Source organism: Micromonospora sp. URMC 103 (assembly GCF_051386435.1).
In the GTDB taxonomy this organism is placed as follows: domain Bacteria; phylum Actinomycetota; class Actinomycetes; order Mycobacteriales; family Micromonosporaceae; genus Micromonospora.
The window spans coordinates 258,805-274,964 of the sequence record NZ_JBPQTR010000003.1; the positions used below are offsets into that span (position 1 = coordinate 258,805).

General features: G+C 73.7%; 15 protein-coding genes. 9 read left to right on the forward strand and 6 right to left on the reverse strand.

Annotated features, from left to right (window positions below):
• Positions 1 to 265 precede the first annotated feature (265 nt).
• Both ACSNOA_RS01585 and ACSNOA_RS01590 read left to right on the forward strand, forming a co-directional pair.
• The gene (locus tag ACSNOA_RS01585; protein WP_436655450.1) at positions 266 to 949 is read left to right on the forward strand and encodes a S1 family peptidase; all 684 of its coding nucleotides are present in this window, start codon (positions 266 to 268) and stop codon (positions 947 to 949) included.
• Positions 950 to 1,077: 128 nt separating this feature from the next.
• On the forward strand, positions 1,078 to 1,539 hold the full coding sequence (locus ACSNOA_RS01590) for a YbjQ family protein (RefSeq protein WP_436655452.1): 462 nt from the start codon (positions 1,078 to 1,080) through the stop codon (positions 1,537 to 1,539).
• Between the two features lie 146 nt (positions 1,540 to 1,685).
• Here the strand turns inward: ACSNOA_RS01590 and purB are convergent, their stop codons facing one another.
• Together purB and ACSNOA_RS01600 are read right to left on the reverse strand one after the other, a co-directional pair.
• On the reverse strand, positions 1,686 to 3,110 hold the full coding sequence (purB, locus tag ACSNOA_RS01595) for an adenylosuccinate lyase (RefSeq protein WP_436655454.1): 1,425 nt from the start codon (positions 3,108 to 3,110) through the stop codon (positions 1,686 to 1,688).
• A gap of 170 nt (positions 3,111 to 3,280) precedes the next feature.
• Entirely contained in the window at positions 3,281 to 4,573 is a 1,293-nt protein-coding gene (locus tag ACSNOA_RS01600) for an acetyl-CoA C-acetyltransferase (protein WP_436655456.1), read from the reverse strand.
• A gap of 54 nt (positions 4,574 to 4,627) precedes the next feature.
• On the opposite strand from ACSNOA_RS01600, the gene ACSNOA_RS01605 reads away from it, so the two are divergent.
• The 3 genes from ACSNOA_RS01605 (at position 4,628) to ACSNOA_RS01615 (ending at position 7,600) form a co-directional block, all read left to right on the forward strand.
• Positions 4,628 to 5,983, forward strand: coding sequence for a 3-oxoacyl-ACP reductase (locus ACSNOA_RS01605; protein ID WP_436655457.1), 1,356 nt, complete (start codon positions 4,628 to 4,630; stop codon positions 5,981 to 5,983).
• A 1-nt stretch (position 5,984) separates the two neighbouring features.
• Complete coding sequence (locus tag ACSNOA_RS01610; protein WP_436655459.1) at positions 5,985 to 6,887, forward strand: MaoC/PaaZ C-terminal domain-containing protein; 903 nt, start codon at positions 5,985 to 5,987, stop codon at positions 6,885 to 6,887.
• Between the two features lie 71 nt (positions 6,888 to 6,958).
• Positions 6,959 to 7,600, forward strand: a complete 642-nt coding sequence (locus ACSNOA_RS01615) for a DedA family protein (protein WP_436655461.1) — start codon at positions 6,959 to 6,961, stop codon at positions 7,598 to 7,600.
• A gap of 74 nt (positions 7,601 to 7,674) precedes the next feature.
• Here ACSNOA_RS01615 and ACSNOA_RS01620 read toward each other — a convergent pair whose 3' ends face one another.
• Entirely contained in the window at positions 7,675 to 8,316 is a 642-nt protein-coding gene (locus ACSNOA_RS01620) for a response regulator (RefSeq protein WP_436655463.1), read from the reverse strand.
• Positions 8,313 to 9,512: a sensor histidine kinase gene (locus ACSNOA_RS01625; RefSeq protein ID WP_436655465.1), complete on the reverse strand. Its 1,200-nt coding sequence runs from the start codon at positions 9,510 to 9,512 to the stop codon at positions 8,313 to 8,315. Before ACSNOA_RS01625 ends, ACSNOA_RS01620 begins: the two co-directional genes overlap by 4 nt.
• A gap of 166 nt (positions 9,513 to 9,678) precedes the next feature.
• Between ACSNOA_RS01625 and ACSNOA_RS01630 the strand changes: the two genes are divergently transcribed.
• Positions 9,679 to 10,329, forward strand: a complete 651-nt coding sequence (locus ACSNOA_RS01630) for a DedA family protein (protein WP_436656182.1) — start codon at positions 9,679 to 9,681, stop codon at positions 10,327 to 10,329.
• Positions 10,330 to 10,342: 13 nt separating this feature from the next.
• Here ACSNOA_RS01630 and ACSNOA_RS01635 read toward each other — a convergent pair whose 3' ends face one another.
• Positions 10,343 to 10,981, reverse strand: a complete 639-nt coding sequence (locus ACSNOA_RS01635; RefSeq protein ID WP_436655467.1) for a TetR/AcrR family transcriptional regulator — start codon at positions 10,979 to 10,981, stop codon at positions 10,343 to 10,345.
• A gap of 70 nt (positions 10,982 to 11,051) precedes the next feature.
• Between ACSNOA_RS01635 and ACSNOA_RS01640 the strand changes: the two genes are divergently transcribed.
• From ACSNOA_RS01640 to ACSNOA_RS01650, 3 genes are all read left to right on the forward strand, one after another.
• Positions 11,052 to 11,504, forward strand: a complete 453-nt coding sequence (locus tag ACSNOA_RS01640; RefSeq protein ID WP_436655469.1) for an SCP2 sterol-binding domain-containing protein — start codon at positions 11,052 to 11,054, stop codon at positions 11,502 to 11,504.
• 1 nt (position 11,505) lies between these two features.
• Positions 11,506 to 12,720: an acyl-CoA dehydrogenase family protein gene (locus ACSNOA_RS01645; RefSeq protein WP_436655471.1), complete on the forward strand. Its 1,215-nt coding sequence runs from the start codon at positions 11,506 to 11,508 to the stop codon at positions 12,718 to 12,720.
• Between the two features lie 415 nt (positions 12,721 to 13,135).
• The gene (locus ACSNOA_RS01650; protein ID WP_436655473.1) at positions 13,136 to 14,698 is read left to right on the forward strand and encodes an AMP-binding protein; all 1,563 of its coding nucleotides are present in this window, start codon (positions 13,136 to 13,138) and stop codon (positions 14,696 to 14,698) included.
• A gap of 61 nt (positions 14,699 to 14,759) precedes the next feature.
• On the opposite strand, the gene purD is transcribed toward ACSNOA_RS01650, so the two are convergent.
• Positions 14,760 to 16,010: a phosphoribosylamine--glycine ligase gene (gene purD, locus ACSNOA_RS01655; protein WP_436655475.1), complete on the reverse strand. Its 1,251-nt coding sequence runs from the start codon at positions 16,008 to 16,010 to the stop codon at positions 14,760 to 14,762.
• Positions 16,011 to 16,160 lie beyond the last annotated feature (150 nt).

The following is a 16,160-nucleotide window of genomic DNA, read 5'->3' on the forward strand; positions in this document are numbered from 1 at the left end:
AGTCGTTGTGTTCCCGATGCGCGTTCGTTGCCGGACATGGCGATCCGTCCGGTTTCTCCGGTACCGTCGCCGGAAGATCCACGGTGCGGTCCCGTGCTGCCGATAACATTTACGGGCTTCGATGAAACTCTTGTGAACGACATCTCAGAGCCCCTACCGTACATCGTCGGGCGTCGATGGATGCCCCTGGTCGACGGGTCACCCCTGCCCGACGACCGGCAGCCGACCCGGCGAACCCGGGCCCACCCTCCAGAAGGAGCCCCACATGCGCATCCGTTCCCTGCTCGTGGCGGTCAGCACCGCGCTGGTCGGCGTCGTCGGCGCCGCCTCGGGCGCCACCGCCGCCCCGCAAGGCCCGCAGCCGATCATCGGCGGCAGCACCGTCTCCTCCGCCCCGTGGGCGGCCGCGGTCATGAGCAACGGGTCGTTCACCTGCTCCGGCAGCGTGATCGCCCCGCAGTGGGTGCTCACCGCCCGGCACTGCATCAGCGGCACCATGTCGGTGCGGGTCGGCAGCGTCAACCGCACCTCCGGTGGGGTGACGCGCACCGTCAGCGCCACCTACACCCGCTACGACCTGGCCCTCATGCGCCTCTCCAGCGCCGTGAGCACCTCGGCTGTCACGCTGGCCACCAGCAACCCGCCCGTCGGGTCGACCAACTCGATCTACGGCTGGGGCATGACCTGCTACAGCGGCTGCTCGGCGTCCACCACGCTGAAGACCGCCAACGTCCAGGTGACCAGCACCAACGTCACCGACGCGTACGGCGGGCAGGCCATCCGCAGCACGCGGATCAACGGCAACGCGTGGCGGGGTGACTCGGGTGGCCCGCAGTTCTACAACGGCCGGCAGGTCGGCGTCGCGTCGACCGCCGACGGCCAGAGCATCCAGAACTACGGCAGTGTGGCGTACAACCGCTCCTGGATCACCTCGGTGGCCGGTGTCTGACGGTTAACGCCCTGCAGGCGCGGATGGTCGGCGGAGTGCCGGCCGTCCGCGCCGCGCCGTTTTTCAGCATCCGATCAGGTGAACAATGCACACGTTAGGGGTGCGTCCGCCCTGACAGCATCGGACGTGTGCTGGTCGTGACGACGGACGAACTGCCCGGCTACGAGATCCGCCAGATCCTCGGTGAGGTGGTGTCATCGATGGCCAGGACGCGGAACCCGTACCGCGAGGGCGTCAAGAACCTGCGCGGTGGCGCGTACGACCCGATGGCGCCGGACAACCTCACCCGGTGGCGCACCGACTCGGTGGCGCGCCTCGGGGAGGAGGCCCGGCGGCTCGGCGCGAACGCCGTGATCGGCATGCGCTTCGACAGCCGGGACTGCGGCGAGATGTGGATGGAGATCTGCGCGTACGGCACGGCGGTGATCGTCGTACCCAAGGTGCCCGACGTCATGCCGTCCGACCAGCCGCTGGTCGCCGCGGAGACCGCGCACGACCCGGAGATCGCCAGCGGCCCGAGCGGCATCGCCGAACCCGCGAGCGCCCCGAACCTGCGCACCGCCGCCGAAACCCCGACCCGCGAAGGCTGACCCCACCGCCCGCGCCCTCTGCCCGGCGCCCCGACGCTGGTGATCAAGAGGTTTGTGTCAGGTTGAAGATCGAACCTGACGCAAAGCTCTTGATCAGCGGGACGAAGTCGGCGCGGCGGGGCGGGAGGGCGGTTGGGGATGCGGGGTCAGAGGATCGGGGGCGGGCTGTAGGCCGCCGCCTCGGGGTGGGCGGTCACGATCTCGGTGATACGGCGGGTGACCGCCTGGACCTGGGCGGGCGCGGCGCCGACGAAGGCGGCCCGGTCGGCCACCAACTCGTCGATCTCGGCGCGGCTAAGCCCGAGCCGGCCGTCGGCGGCGAGCCGATCGAACAGGTCGTTCTCGAGCGCCCCCTTCTCCCGCATACCGAGCGCCACAGCCACCGCGTGCTCCTTGATCACCTCGTGGGCGACCTCCCGGCCCACACCCCGGCGGACCGCCGCCACCAGGATCTTCGTGGTGGCCAGGAAGGGCAGGAAGCGCTCCAGCTCCCGGTTGATCACCGCCGGGTACGCGCCGAACTCGTCGAGCACCGTGAGGAACGTCTGGAACAGCCCGTCGGCGGCGAAGAACGCGTCGGGCAGGGCGACCCGGCGGACCACCGAGCAGGAGACGTCTCCCTCGTTCCACTGGTCGCCGGCCAGCTCGCCGACCATCGACAGGTAACCCCGGATGATCACCGCGAAGCCGTTGACCCGCTCGCTGGAGCGGGTGTTCATCTTGTGCGGCATGGCGCTGGAACCCACCTGACCGGGCTTGAAGCCCTCGGTCACCAGCTCCTGGCCCACCATGAGCCGAATCGTGGTGGCCAGCGAGGACGGCCCGGCGGCGACCTGGGCCAGCGCGGAGAGCACGTCGAAGTCGAGCGAGCGCGGGTAGACCTGGCCCACGCTGGCCAGCACCCGCGAGAAGCCCAGGTGACCCGCCACCCGCCGCTCCAGCTCGGCCACCTTCTCCGCGTCGCCGTCGAACAGGTCGAGCTGGTCGGCGGCCGTGCCCACCGGACCCTTGATCCCCCGCAGCGGGTACCGGGCGATCAGGTCCTCCAGCCGCTCGTACGCGATGAGCAGTTCCTCGGCCGCCGACGCGAAGCGCTTGCCCAGCGTGGTGGCCTGCGCCGCCACGTTGTGCGAGCGGCCGGCCATCACGAGGCCGGAGTACTCGTGCGCGTGCCAGGCAAGCCGGGCCAGCGTGGCGACCACCCGGTCACGGATCAGCTCCAGCGAGCGGCGCACCTGGAGCTGCTCGACGTTCTCGGTGAGGTCCCGGGAGGTCATCCCCTTGTGCACGTGCTCGTGGCCGGCCAGGGCGCTGAACTCCTCGATCCGGGCCTTCACATCGTGCCGGGTGACCCGCTCGCGCTCCGCGATCGACCCCAGGTCGACCTGGTCGAGCACCCGCTCGTACGCCTCGACCACCCCGTCGGGCACCGGCACCCCGAGGTCACGCTGCGCCCGCAGCACGGCGAGCCAGAGCCGCCGCTCCAGGCGGATCTTCTCCTCCGGCGACCAGAGGGCGACCAGGTCGGGTGAGGCGTACCGGTGGGCGAGCACGTTGGGGATCGTCGTCACGCGTCCATTGTCCGGCACTCCGGGCCGGTCGATCCCGCCGGCCCGATCCATGCGCGCGAGCGGGCCCGAGCCGTGCGCGCCGACCGCTCCCACCGGCCGGCCCCAGACGTGCGCGCCCGCCGGCCCAGCCGGGCGCCGGCCCGGCTGGCGACGCGACGGGGGCGGGCCGGTCAGCGCTCCAGGATCGCCGTGACCCCCTGGCCGCCCGCCGCGCAGATCGAGATGAGCCCCCGCCCGCCGCCCTTCTCGGCGAGCAGCTTGGCGAGCGTCGCCACGATCCGGCCACCGGTCGCCGCGAACGGGTGCCCGGCCGCCAGCGAGGAGCCGTTGACGTTCAGCTTGTCGCGGTCGATCGCGCCGAGCGGGGCGTCGAGGCCGAGCCGTTCCTTGCAGAACTCCGGCGACTCCCAGGCCGCGAGCGTGGCCAGCACCTGCGAGGCGAACGCCTCGTGGATCTCGTAGAAGTCGAAGTCCTGCAGCGTCAGCCCGGCCCGGGCCAGCATTCGGGGCACGGCGTACGCGGGGGCCATGAGCAGCCCCTCGTCGCCGTGCACGAAGTCCACGGCGGCCGTCTCCGACCAGCTGAACCAGGCCAGCACCGGAAGGCTGTGCTCACGGGCCCACTCCTCGGAGGCGAGCAGCACGGTCGACGCCCCGTCGGTGAGCGGCGAGGAGTTGCCGGCGGTCATGGTGGCCCGCTCGGCGTCCGCACCGCGCGCACCGAAGACCGGCTTCAACGCGCCGAGCTTCTCCAGGCTGGTGTCGGCGCGGAGATTCTGGTCGCGGGTCAGCCCGAGGTACGGGGTCACGAGGTCGTCGAAGAAACCCCGGTCGTACGCGGCGGCCAGCCGCTGGTGCGAGCGGAGGGCCAGCTCGTCCTGGGACCGCCGGTCGACGTTCCACCGCAGGGCCGTGCGGGCGGCGTGCTCACCCATCGACAGGCCGGTACGCGGCTCGGCGTTGCGCGGGATCTCCGGCTTGAACGGCTGGAGCGGGCGCAGCTTGGCGGCGACCCTGAGCCGTTCGCCGAGCGTACGGGCGCTGTTGAGCTTGAGCAGCGTGCGGCGCAGGTCCTCGTTGATGGCGAGCGGGGCGTCGGAGGTGGTGTCGACACCGCCCGCGATGCCGACGTCGATCTGCCCGAGGGCGATCTTGTTGGCGACGAGGATCGCCGCCTCCAGGCCCGTGCCGCAGGCCTGCTGGATGTCGTACGCGGGGGTGTGCGGGTCGAGCCGGGACCCGAGCACCACCTCCCGGGTCAGGTTGAAGTCGCGGGAGTGCTTGAGCACCGCCCCGGCCACGACCTCGCCGACCCGCTGGCCGGCGAGGCCGTAGCGGGCCACCAGGCCGTCCAGCGCCGCCCCGAGCATGTCCGCGTTGGACGCGCTCGCGTAACGCGAGTTGGAGCGGGCGAAGGGGATGCGGTTGCCGCCGATGACCGCCACCCGCCGGATGCTCTGCACGATCCGCCTCCTCGGAAGTGTTGCCCGTACCCTACTCGCCAGTAGGCTACGCCTATGACCGACAGGTACGCGAGCTTCGTCCAATCGGGGGCCGGCCGCGCGCTGGTCAAGCGCCTCGGGCTGCCCGACCCGCCGCGACTGCGCCGGCACCGCCCCGGCGACCCGCTCCTCCCCGGGCCCGTCCTGCTCGGCGCGGCCACCGGCGGCCGCCTCGCCGAGCCGGTCGGCAAGCTGCTGACCGACGCCGGGCTCGAGCTGCGCGATCCCGGCGCCGTCGAGCCCGAGGCCCGTTTCGGCGCCCTGGTGTACGACGCCACCGGGATCACCGACTCGACCGGGCTGCGCCAGCTCTACGACTTCTTCCACCCCTCGGCCCGGTCCGTGGTGCCGAGCGGACGGGTCGTCGTGCTCGGCACCCCGCCCGCCGAGTGCGCCTCGCCGCGCGAGGCCACTGCCCAGCGGGCCCTCGAAGGGCTCACCCGCAGCATCGGCAAGGAGTTCGGCCGGGGCGTCACGGCCCAGCTCGTCTACGTCACCCGCGACGGCGACGCCGGCACGCTCACCAGCCTGGAAGCCACGCTGCGTTTCCTCCTGTCCGGCCGGTCGGCGTACGTCTCCGGGCAGGTGATCCGGATCGGCGCCGGCCAGGCCACCGCGCCGGCCGACTGGGAGCGTCCGCTCGACGGCCAGGTCGCCCTGGTCACCGGGGCGGCCCGGGGCATCGGCGCGGCGCTGGCCCGGGTGCTCGCCCGCGACGGCGCGCGGGTCGTGGCGCTGGACGTGCCGGCCGCGGGCGACGCGCTGGCCGCCGTGGTGAACGAGATCGGCGGCACGGCCGTACAGCTCGACCTGACCGCGCCGGACGCACCGACCCGGCTCGCCGACCACCTGGCGAGCCGGCACGGGCGCGTCGACGTGGTCGTGCACAACGCCGGCATCACCCGGGACAAGACGCTCGGCCGGATGGACGCCGACCGGTGGGACCAGGTCATCGACGTCAACCTGTCCAGCCAGGAGCGGATCGACGACGTCCTGCTGGAACGGGAGCTGATCCCCTCCGGCGGGCGGATCGTCTCGGTCTCCTCGATCGCCGGGATCGCCGGCAACCGCGGTCAGACCAACTACGCCACCAGCAAGGCCGGCGTCATCGGTCTGGTCGACTCGCTGGCCCCGGCCCTGCGCGCACGTGGAATCAGCGTGAACGCCGTGGCCCCGGGGTTCATCGAGACCCGGCTCACCGCCCGGATCCCGCTGGTGATCCGGGAGGCCGGCCGCCGGATGAACAGCATGGCCCAGGGCGGCCTGCCGGTGGACGTCGCCGAGACGATCGGCTGGCTCGCCTGGCCGGCGAGCGGCGCGGTCAGCGGGAACGTGGTCCGGGTCTGCGGCCAGAGCCTGCTGGGGGCGTGAGATGACCGAGCCCTCCACCACCGCACCGGAGTCGGCCACCGACGGCCGCACCACCGTCGAGCTGCCCCGGATGCCGGCGGCCGGCGCGCTCTACCGTCGCGCGCTCGCCGGCGCGCTGCCCGGCGTCGGAGGCCGGCGAGCGGCCGAGCCGCCGCCGGTCCGGCTCACCGTTTCCGGGGTGCCCGTCGACCTCGACCACCTGGCCGACTACGACCGGGTGTGCGGGTTCCGGCTCGCCGACCGGTTGCCGGCCACGTACCCGCACGTCATGGGCTTCCCGCTGGCGCTGCGCCTCATGACCGCGCCGGGGTTCCCGGTCCCGCTGACCGGCGTGGTGCACGTGGCGAACCGGATCACCGTGCGCCGGCCGGTCGCCACGGGCGAGACGCTCGACTTCACCGCGTACGCGGAGAACCTGCGCCCCCACGACCGGGGGCGGCAGCTCGACGTGGTGCTCGTCGGGTCGGTCGGCGGGGAGGAGGTGTGGCGGGGCGTCTCGACGTACCTCAGCCGGGAGCGGCGTGGCGGCGGCGGTGAGCGGCGCGACCGGGGTGCGAGCCCACCGGCGCCGGCCACCTCGGCCACCTGGCGGCTCACGCCGCGCGTCGGCACCGACTACGCGCGGGTCTCCGGCGACCACAACCCGATCCACACCTCGCGGCTCGGGGCGCGGCTGTTCGGGTTCCCGCGCCCCATCGCGCACGGCATGTCGAGCAAGGCCCGCTGCCTGGCCGCGCTGGAGAACCGGCTGCCCGAGGCGTACACCGTGTCGGTGGCGTTCAAGCTGCCGGTGCCGCTGCCCGGCACGGTCGCGTTCGGCGCCACCCCGGCGGACGGGGGCTGGGACTTCGCCCTGCACGACGCCCGCGGCCTGCGTCCCCACCTGACGGGCACGGTGCGCTGACGTCGGGGCCCCGGACGCCGCTATTTGGAGGAAGGGGCCCTTTCCGACATCCTGCCCAGCAGCATGAGGGCATGGACGCCGTGCTCGACCTGCTCCGGGAGACGGTCACCTCGCCGTGGGTGTACGCCGTGCTCTTCGTGGCCACGGCCATCGACGGGTTCTTCCCGGCGATCCCCGGCGAGGCGGCGGTCATCACGGCGGCGGTCCTCTCGGCCGACGGCGGTCACCCCAACCTCATCGGCGTGATCGCGGCAGCCGCCCTCGGCGCGTTGACCGGCGACCACATCTCGTACGCCATCGGCCGCGGCGGCGGGTCCCGCCGGCTGGCCCGCCTACCGCAGCGGAGTCGGCGGCGGGCCGGGACGGAGTGGGCCCGGCGGGCCGTGGACCAGCGTGGCGGGCTCATCCTGACCACCGCGCGGTACATCCCGGGCGGACGGACCGCCGTCACGCTCACCATGGGCGCCGTCCGCTACCCGCGCCGGTCGTTCCTGCTCTTCGACGCGATCGCGACCACCACATGGGGTCTCTACTGCGGCCTGCTCGGCTACTTCGGCGGCCTCGCCTTCGAGCGCGACCCCATCAAGGGCGTGGTGGCCGGCGTGGGCCTGGCCATCGCCATCACCCTGGCCATCGAAGCCGTCCGCGCCCTACGCCGCCGAGCCCGAGCCCGCGCCCACCGGCCCCCCTCCGGACCCCCCTTCGCTGGTTGATCATGAAGTTTTCGGCGCGACACGCCGAGGCGCGTGACGACAACTTCATGATCACCGCAAGGGGCCCGGACCAGTCAGAGCAGGTCGGCGTCGTGTACGAGGATCGCCACCTGTACGCGGTTGGTGAGCTGGAGCTTGGCCATGGCGCGGCTGACGTGCGCCTTCACGGTGGCCTCGCTCATGCTGAGCCGGCGGGCGATCTCGCCGTTGGCGTGCCCGCGCGCCACCTCGCGGACGATCTCCCGCTCGCGGCCGGTGAGCAGGTCGAGCCGGCGGCGGGCCGCCTCGCGCCGGGCCGGGCCGCGTTCAGCGAACGAGGTGATCAGGCGCCGGGTCACCGTCGGGGCGAGCATGGCGTTTCCCCCGGCCACCGTCCGCACCGCGGCGGTCAGCTCCCGGGGCGGGGTGTCCTTCAGCAGGAAGCCCACCGCTCCGGCGCGCAGGGCCTCGTGCACGTACTCGTCGAGGTCGAACGTGGTCAGCATGACGACCTTGGGCCCGGCGGCCACCACATCCGGCGCGGCGGTCAGGCCGTCGGTGCCCGGCATGCGTACGTCGAGCAGCACCACGTCGGGCCGGAGCCGGCGGGTCTCGACCAGCGCCTCGCCGCCGTCGGTCGCCTCGCCCACCACCGTGATGTCCGGCGCCGCCTCGAGGATCAGCCGCAGCCCCGAGCGCACCAGGTGCTCGTCGTCGACGACCAGGACCCGGATCACGGCGCCTCCGGCACGGGTATCAGGGCTCGGACCAGGAATCCGCCATCCGCCGGGCCGGCCTCCAACCGGCCGCCGAGCAGTTCCACCCGCTCGCGCAGACCGAGCAGGCCCAGCCCCGCGCCGGGCAGGCCGAGACCGCCGCCGGGAGACGCCGAGCCCGCGCCGGGCGGCCCCGGCGCCGTGTTGTGGACCGCGACCTCCACCCCGTCCGGCAGGTAGCGCAGGCAGACCGCCGTCTCGGCCCGCGGGGCATGCTTGCGTACGTTGGTCAGGGCCTCCCGGACCACCCGGTGCACCGTGCGGGCCACGGTCGCCGGCAGTGGACGTGGGCTCCCCTCGTCCCGCCGCCGGACCCGCAGGCCGGCGGCCCGGGACTCGCGGATCAGCTCGTCCAACCCGTCGAGCAGGTCGTCCCCGTATTCCGGTGCGCCCGACCCGGCCGGGGTGGGCTGGCGCAGCACGCCGAGCACGTCCCGCAGGTCGGTGAGCGCCTGCCGCCCGGTCGACCGGATCAGCGCGGCCGCCTCGACCGTCGCCGGTTCGGTGGCGGTGACCTCCAACGCGCCCGCGTGCACGACCATGAGCGACACCCGGTGCGCCACCACGTCGTGCATCTCCCGGGCGATCCGGGCCCGCTCCTCGGCGCGCACCCGCTCGGCGCGCTCCTCCTGCTCCCGTTCCAGGCGTTCGGCCCGGTCCCGCAGGGCGGCGAACACGTCCCGTCGGGACCGCACGAGGAGCCCGGCGACCAGCGGGAACGCGACCAGCCACGCGGCGGTGGCCGCCGCGTTGGCCGGGGTGGCCGTGGTGATCCGCCGCAGCCCGCCCGTCGCCAGCCCGACGAGGACCCCGGCGGCCATCACGAGGGCGGCGCCCACGAGGTATGCCGTCAGCCGGCGCCGGTCCCGGAGGCGCAGCCCCGCCTGGTACGAGGCGACCAGCCCGGCCGGCCACGCCGCGAGCACGAGCCAGCCCAGGGCGGCCGCGAGGAACAACGGCCAGCGGCGCGTCCGGACGGTGGCGACCGCCCAGCCCGACGCCACCGCGATCACCAGCAGCAGGCCGGTGGGCAGCGGCGAGCGGACGCCGAACGCCCCCGTGCCGGACGCCAGGACGGCGGCGGCGACGACCACGGCGGCGACCGGCGGCGCGTACCGGTCGACGACCCGCCGGAGCACGACGGCGCTGGAGGCCACGAGCCGAGCCTAGGATCCGACCGTCGCCCGGGGTACCCGCGGAGCAAGGGTCCCGGGTCGGTTGGGGAATGTCCCCGAGTCGCCTCGGGGCCGTCCGCTACGAAAGTCACAGGTCCGGGCTCACCAAGGGCCGATGGCAGGACCGGAGCCCGGTACCAGCATCGGGATCATGGATCTGCTCGACCTGCTGCACCAGACGATGACCTCACCCTGGGTGTACCTGGCCATCTTCGCGATCGCCGTGCTCGACGGGTTCTTCCCCGTCGTGCCGAGCGAGACCGCGGTGATCACCGCCGGGGTGTTCGCCGCCTCCGGCGCCCCGTACCTTCCGGCGGTGATCGTGGTGGCCGCGGCCGGCGCGCTGGTCGGCGACCACGTGTCGTACGCCCTCGGGCGGGCCGGCGGGTCCCGGCTGCTCGGCCGGCTGCCGGCGGGCGGGCGGCGGCGGGCCGGCGTCGAGTGGGCCCGACGGGGCATCGCCCTGCGGGGCGGGCTGATCCTGACCGTCGCCCGCTACGTCCCGGGCGGGCGGACGGCCGTCACGCTCACCATGGGCGCGGTCGCCTACCCGCGCCGCCGCTTTCTCGCGTTCGACGCGCTCGCCGCGAGCTCCTGGGGGCTCTACTCGGCGCTCGTCGGATACCTGGGCGGGCTCGCGTTCGAGCAGGATCCGCTGCGCGGTCTGCTGTTCGGTCTCGGTCTGGCGCTGGCGGTCACCGTCGTGGTGGAGGGCGTACGCAGCCTGCGCCGGCGGCGCCGGAAGCCCGCGCGGCCGGTCCGGACGGCGGCCGAGCGGTCGCCGGGGGTGGCGCGGTGACGTGTCGGGCCGGTCAGCCCGCGGGCGGGCGCCAGGTGACGCCGTGCAGCAGTTGGCCGGCGCCGAGCCAGGCCACGTTCATCATCCGGGTCGCCGTCTTCTCCGGGTCCGCGTCGGGGTGGTCGGCGAGCCAGTCGGCCAGCGACTCACTCGCGCCCACGAGGGCGTACGCGACCACTTCGAGATCGGTGCCGGCGACCTCGCGCCCCTCGGCGCGCAGCGCGTGGTCGAGCATCCCGGCGACCACCTCGACGAGCCGGGCCCGCATGGTGGCCAGCTCACCGGCGAAGGGCTGCTCGCCGCGGGCCTGCCGGTAGAGCACCGCCCAGCCGTCGCGGTGCGCGCCCACGAAGCCGAAGAACGCGCGCAGACCCCGCCAGAGCCGCTCGTCGGCGGGCAGGTCCGGCGCCGCGGCGCCGGCGATCGCCTGCATCATGCGGGTCCCCTCGCGGTGCAGGCACGCGACGAAGAGCTCCTCCTTCGTGCCGAGGTACGCGTAGACCATGGGCTTGGAGATGCCGGCGTCCTCGGCGATCTCGTCCATGCTCGCCGCGTGGAAGCCACGCCGGGAGAAGACCCGGACGGCGGCGTCGAGCATCTGCTGCTCGCGTACGGCCCGGGGCAGGCGCTTGAACGTGGGTGCGCTGGACACCTTGCGAGCATACCTACTCGTGCGTAAGGTTACGCCGGAGTAACCAATACGGCCCGGAAGGTGTTTCCCCATGTCTGACTTCGACCCGGCCAACTTCGCCAACGTGGGCCCGAAGGAGTTCGCCCAGCTGGTCAAGTCCACCCCGGACGACAAGATCGCCGCGGTGATGTCCGGCGACATGCGCGGCAAGGTCCTCGGCGAGGTCTTCAACCGGATGCCTTCGCTGTTCCGGGCCGACCGCGCCGGCTCCACCAACGCGGTCATCCACTGGACCATCACCGGCCGCCCCGACGGCGGCAGTGACACCTACGAGGTCGTCATCGAGAACGGCACCTGCACCGTCTCGGAGACCCCGCAGCGGGACCCGAAGCTCACCCTCACCATGGGCCCGGTCGAGTTCCTCAAGATCGTGTCCGGCGGCGCCAACCCGGTGATGATGTTCATGACCGGCAAGCTCAAGGCCAAGGGTGACCTCGGCCTGGCCGCCAACATCGCCAACCTGTTCGACATCCCCAAGGCCTGACATGGCCGAGTTCTCGCTCGACCTGTCCGAGGAACAGCGGGATCTCCGCGACTGGGTGCACGGTTTCGCGGCCGAGGTCGTGCGCCCGGCCGCGGCCGAGTGGGACGCCCGGGAGGAGACCCCCTGGCCCGTCATCCAGGAGGCGGCGAAGGTCGGCCTCTACGGCTTCGAGTTCCTCGCCACCTGCTGGGCCGATCCCACCGGACTCTCCCTCCCGATCGCCAGCGAGGAACTGTTCTGGGGTGACGCGGGCATCGGCCTGGGCATCTTCGGCACCTCGCTCGCGGTGGCCGCCATCTACGGCGCCGGCACTCCCGACCAGCTCGTCGAATGGGTGCCGCAGTGCTTCGGCGACGTCGACGAACCCGCCGTCGCCGCCTTCTGCACCACCGAACCGGAGGCCGGCTCCGACGTCGGCGCCATGCGCACCCGGGCCGTCTACGACGAGGCCACCGACGAGTGGGTGCTCAACGGGCAGAAGGCGTACGCCACCAACGGCGGCATCGCCGGGGTGCACGTCGTCACCGCCTCCGTCGAGCCGTCACTCGGGTCCCGTGGGCAGGCGGCGTTCGTCGTACCGCCCGGCACGCCGGGGCTCAGCGCGACCCGCAAGCTGCGCAAGCTGGGCCTGCGCGCGTCGCACACCGCCGACGTCTTCCTCGACGGCGTACGGGTGCCGGGGCGCTGCCTGCTCGGCGGCAAGGAGGCCCTCGACGAGCGGTTGGCCCGGGCCCGCGCCGGCCAACGTGCCTCGGGACAGGCCGCGATGCGCACGTTCGAGCTGTCCCGGCCCACCGTCGGCGCGCAGGCGCTCGGCGTGGCCCGCGCCGCCTACGAGTACGCCCTGGACTACGCGAAGGAGCGCGTCCAGTTCGGACGGCCGATCATCGAGAACCAGGCGGTCGCGTTCGCGCTGGCCGACATGAAGACCGAGATCGACGCGGCTCGGCTGCTCGTGTGGCGGGCGTCCTGGATGGGCCGCAACAACCGGCCGTTCACGGCCGGCGAGGGCTCGATGTCCAAGCTGAAGGCCGGCGAGGTGGCCGTCTCCGTCACCGAGAAGGCCGTGCAGCTCCTCGGCGGCGCCGGGTTCCTGCGTGACCACCCGGTCGAGCGCTGGTACCGGGACGCGAAGATCTACACGATCTTCGAGGGCACCTCGGAGATCCAGCGGCTGGTCATCTCACGGGCGATCTCCGGAGCGCAGATCCGCTGACCAGCCCGGCCACCGACGACGCCGGCCCGGGGCGGCTCTCCGGGCCGGCGTCCAGCTCGCGGGCGGCGTCCGGCTCGCCGGCGGCGTCCGGCTCCCGGGCGGCGTCCGGCTCCCGGGCGGCGTCCGGCTCCGGTTTCCGGCCGGCGTGGGCTTGCGGGCGGCGTCCGGCTCCGGTTTCCGGCCGGCGTGCGCTTGCGGTCGGCGTGCGCTTGTGGTCGGCGTGCGTCTGCGGTCGGCGTCCCGGCGGCTCCGGGCGGCGGTGCGGCCCGGATCGCACGATCCGCGCCAAGTTCGTCACGTGGCGCCGCCGCCGGCTGGGCCCCGGAACGCGCCACATGCATGATCAAAGGCAGAGGCCCGACGGACGGCAGCTCCCTCGCTCCGTCCACGCACCACCGGACAGGAGGTCTGCGGCATGGACCTGCCCTTCGTCGTCACCACACTGACCCGCCGCGGGCTGCTCAGCCCGGGCCGGCCCATCCGCGTCGCCTCGCAGCTGAACGCGCTGCGGCGGTGGGGCTGGAGCCTCGCCGGCGAGCTGCGACAGGCCGCCGCCCGCGACCCGGGCCGGACGGCGATCATCGACGAGCACGGCACCGAGCTGACCTACCAGGAGCTGCTCGACCGTGCCGAGCGGATGGCCCGGGCGTTGCGGGCCGGGTTCGGTGTCCAGGCCGGCGACCGCATCGGCGCGCTCTGCCGCAACCACCACGGTCTCATCGAGACGGTGGTGGCCGCCACGCTGCTCGGCGTCGACGCCGTGCTCGTCAACACCGGGCTCTCCGCCGCGCAGCTGGCCACCGTCGCCGAGGAGCAGCGGCTGCGGGTGCTGGTGCACGACGACGAGTTCGCCGAGCGGGTCGTGGGCCTCCCGGCCGACCTGCCACGCCTCGACGAACGCGCCCGGGAGGAGCTGGTGGCCGGGGCGCTCCCCGGAGACCTGCACCCGCCGGAGCGCGACGGGCGGATCATCGTGCTCACCTCGGGCACCACGGGCGCGCCGAAGGGCGCGCGCCGGCCCACACCCAACGGCTTCGGCCCGCTGGTGTCCATCATCGACCGCATCCCGCTGCACACCCGGGACCGGGTGATGATCGCCGCCCCCATCTTCCACACCTGGGGCTTCGCCGCCCTCCAGGTCTGCTTCGCGCTGCGGGCCACCATCGTGCTGCACCGCCGGTTCGACCCGGCCGCCACGCTGGCCGCGCTCGTGACGCACCGGTGCGACGCGCTCTTCGCCGTACCCGTGATGGTGCAGCGGCTCATGGAGGTGCCGCCGCCGGACCCGCGACCACCGCTCAAGGTCGTGGCCGTGAGCGGCTCGGCGCTGCCCGGCGGGCTGGCGCCCCGGTTCATGGACGTCTACGGCGAGGTGCTCTACAACCTGTACGGCTCCACCGAGGTCTCCTGGGCGTCCATCGCGGGCCCGGCCGACCTGCGCGCGGCGCCCACCACCTCCGGCCGTCCCCCGCACGGCACCCGGCTCAGCATCCTCGACGCGGCAGGACAGCCGGTGCCGCACGGCCAGGTCGGCCGGATCTTCGTGGGCAACGAGATGCTCTTCGAGGGCTACACCTCCGGGGCGAGCCGGGAGAGCCTCGACGGTCTCCTCGACACCGGCGACCTCGGCCGGCTCACCGCCGACGGGCTGCTGTTCGTCGACGGCCGGGCCGACGACATGATCGTCTCCGGTGGGGAGAACGTCTTCCCGTCCGAGGTGGAGAACCTGGTCGCGCAGCTGCCGCAGGTGCGCGAGGCGGCCGTCATCGGCGTACCCGACCCGGAGTACGGCCAGCGCCTCGCCGCGTTCCTCGCCCTGCACCCCGGCGAGACGCTCGACCCGGACGCCGTCCGCGAGTACGTCCGGCACTACCTGGCCCGCTTCTCCGTCCCGCGCGACGTGGTGTTCGTCAAGTACCTGCCGCGCAACGCCACCGGCAAGGTGCTCAACCGGGAACTACGCCGCTACTACGGCTGACGCCCGCGAGGTCTCCATGATCCACCGTTGAACGGAGACCGGCGGGGTGGGTTGCCCGGGATCAGCGGGGAATCGAGATGCGTCCCTCGACCGCGGCCGCGGCAATGTCCGTCCGGTGCTGGGCACCGGCCAGCTCGATGCCGCGTACCAGCTCGTAGGCGGCGTCCCGTGCGGCCGCCAGGTCGGGGCCGGTGGCCGTACCGCAGAGGACCCGACCGCCCGCGGACAGCAACGCGCCGTCGTCGGCCCGGCGGGCGGTGCCGGCGTGGATGACGCCCGGGCGGTCGGCGCCGGTGATCACATCCCCCGTGCGTGGTGTGCCCGGGTAGCCGGCCGAGGCGACCACGACGGTCACGGCGGCGCCGTCGCGCCACCGCAGCGGCGGGTGGTCGGCCAGCGTGCCGGTGGCGGCCGCGTGCAGCAACCCGCCCAGCGGCGTCTCCAGCAGGGCGAGCACCACCTGGGTCTCCGGGTCGCCGAAGCGGGCGTTGAACTCGATCACCCGGGGGCCGTCGGCGGTGATCGCGAGCCCGACGTACAGCAGGCCGGCGAACGGAGCGCCCCGGCGGCGAAGCTCAGCCAGGGTCGGGTGGACCACGTCCCGCATGACCTCGTCCACGAGACCGGGCGGCGCCCACGGCAGCGGCGCGTACGCCCCCATGCCGCCCGTGTTCGGGCCCGTGTCGCCGTCGCCGATCCGCTTGAAGTCCTGCGCCGGCAGCAGCGGCACCGCGGCCTCGCCGTCGGTGACCACGAAGAGGGAGACCTCCGGGCCGTCCAGGTACTCCTCGATCACGACCCGGCCGCACTCCCGCGCGTGCTCCACGGCGCGGGCCCGGTCGTCGGTGACGACGACGCCCTTGCCGGCGGCGAGGCCGTCGTTCTTCACCACGTACGGCGGGCCGAACTCGTCGAGCGCGCGGCCCGCGCTCTGCTCGTCCGTGCAGGTGTACGCCCGGGCCGTCGGCACACCGGCGGCGGTCATCACGTCCTTCGCGAACGCCTTCGACCCCTCCAACCGGGCCGCCTCGGCGGACGGGCCGAAGACCGCGATGCCCTTGGCGCGCACCGCGTCGGCGACCCCCGCGACCAGCGGCGCCTCCGGCCCGATCACCACGAGGTCGACGCCGGTCTCCACGGCGAGCGCGGCCACCGCGGCCGGGTCGTTCGCGTCGACCGTACGCAGCTCGGCCACCTCGCCGATGCCCGGATTACCGGGTGCCGCGATCAGCCGCGTGACGGCCGGATCGGCCGCGAGCCCGAGGGCAAGCGCGTGCTCGCGCCCCCCACCACCCACCAGAAGAACCCGCACCCCGCCGATCCTACGCACCCCGCCACACTCTCCCCCGCACCCTCCCGCCCGCCGCCCCCTCCCGGCGGGGACCCGCCCGTTCGTGGGTGATCAAGAGGTTTGCGTCAGAATTCGCGCTGTTCCTGACGCAAACCCCTTGATCAACGGGGT

Coding starts and splice junctions, on each gene's coding strand:
- ACSNOA_RS01585 (WP_436655450.1), top strand. CDS start 266: ATGCGCATCCGTTCCCTGCTCGTGGCGGTCAGCACCGCGCTGGTCGGC.
- ACSNOA_RS01605 (WP_436655457.1), top strand. CDS start 4,628: ATGACCGACAGGTACGCGAGCTTCGTCCAATCGGGGGCCGGCCGCGCG.
- ACSNOA_RS01610 (WP_436655459.1), top strand. CDS start 5,985: ATGACCGAGCCCTCCACCACCGCACCGGAGTCGGCCACCGACGGCCGC.
- ACSNOA_RS01615 (WP_436655461.1), top strand. CDS start 6,959: ATGGACGCCGTGCTCGACCTGCTCCGGGAGACGGTCACCTCGCCGTGG.
- ACSNOA_RS01640 (WP_436655469.1), top strand. CDS start 11,052: ATGTCTGACTTCGACCCGGCCAACTTCGCCAACGTGGGCCCGAAGGAG.
- ACSNOA_RS01645 (WP_436655471.1), top strand. CDS start 11,506: ATGGCCGAGTTCTCGCTCGACCTGTCCGAGGAACAGCGGGATCTCCGC.
- ACSNOA_RS01650 (WP_436655473.1), top strand. CDS start 13,136: ATGGACCTGCCCTTCGTCGTCACCACACTGACCCGCCGCGGGCTGCTC.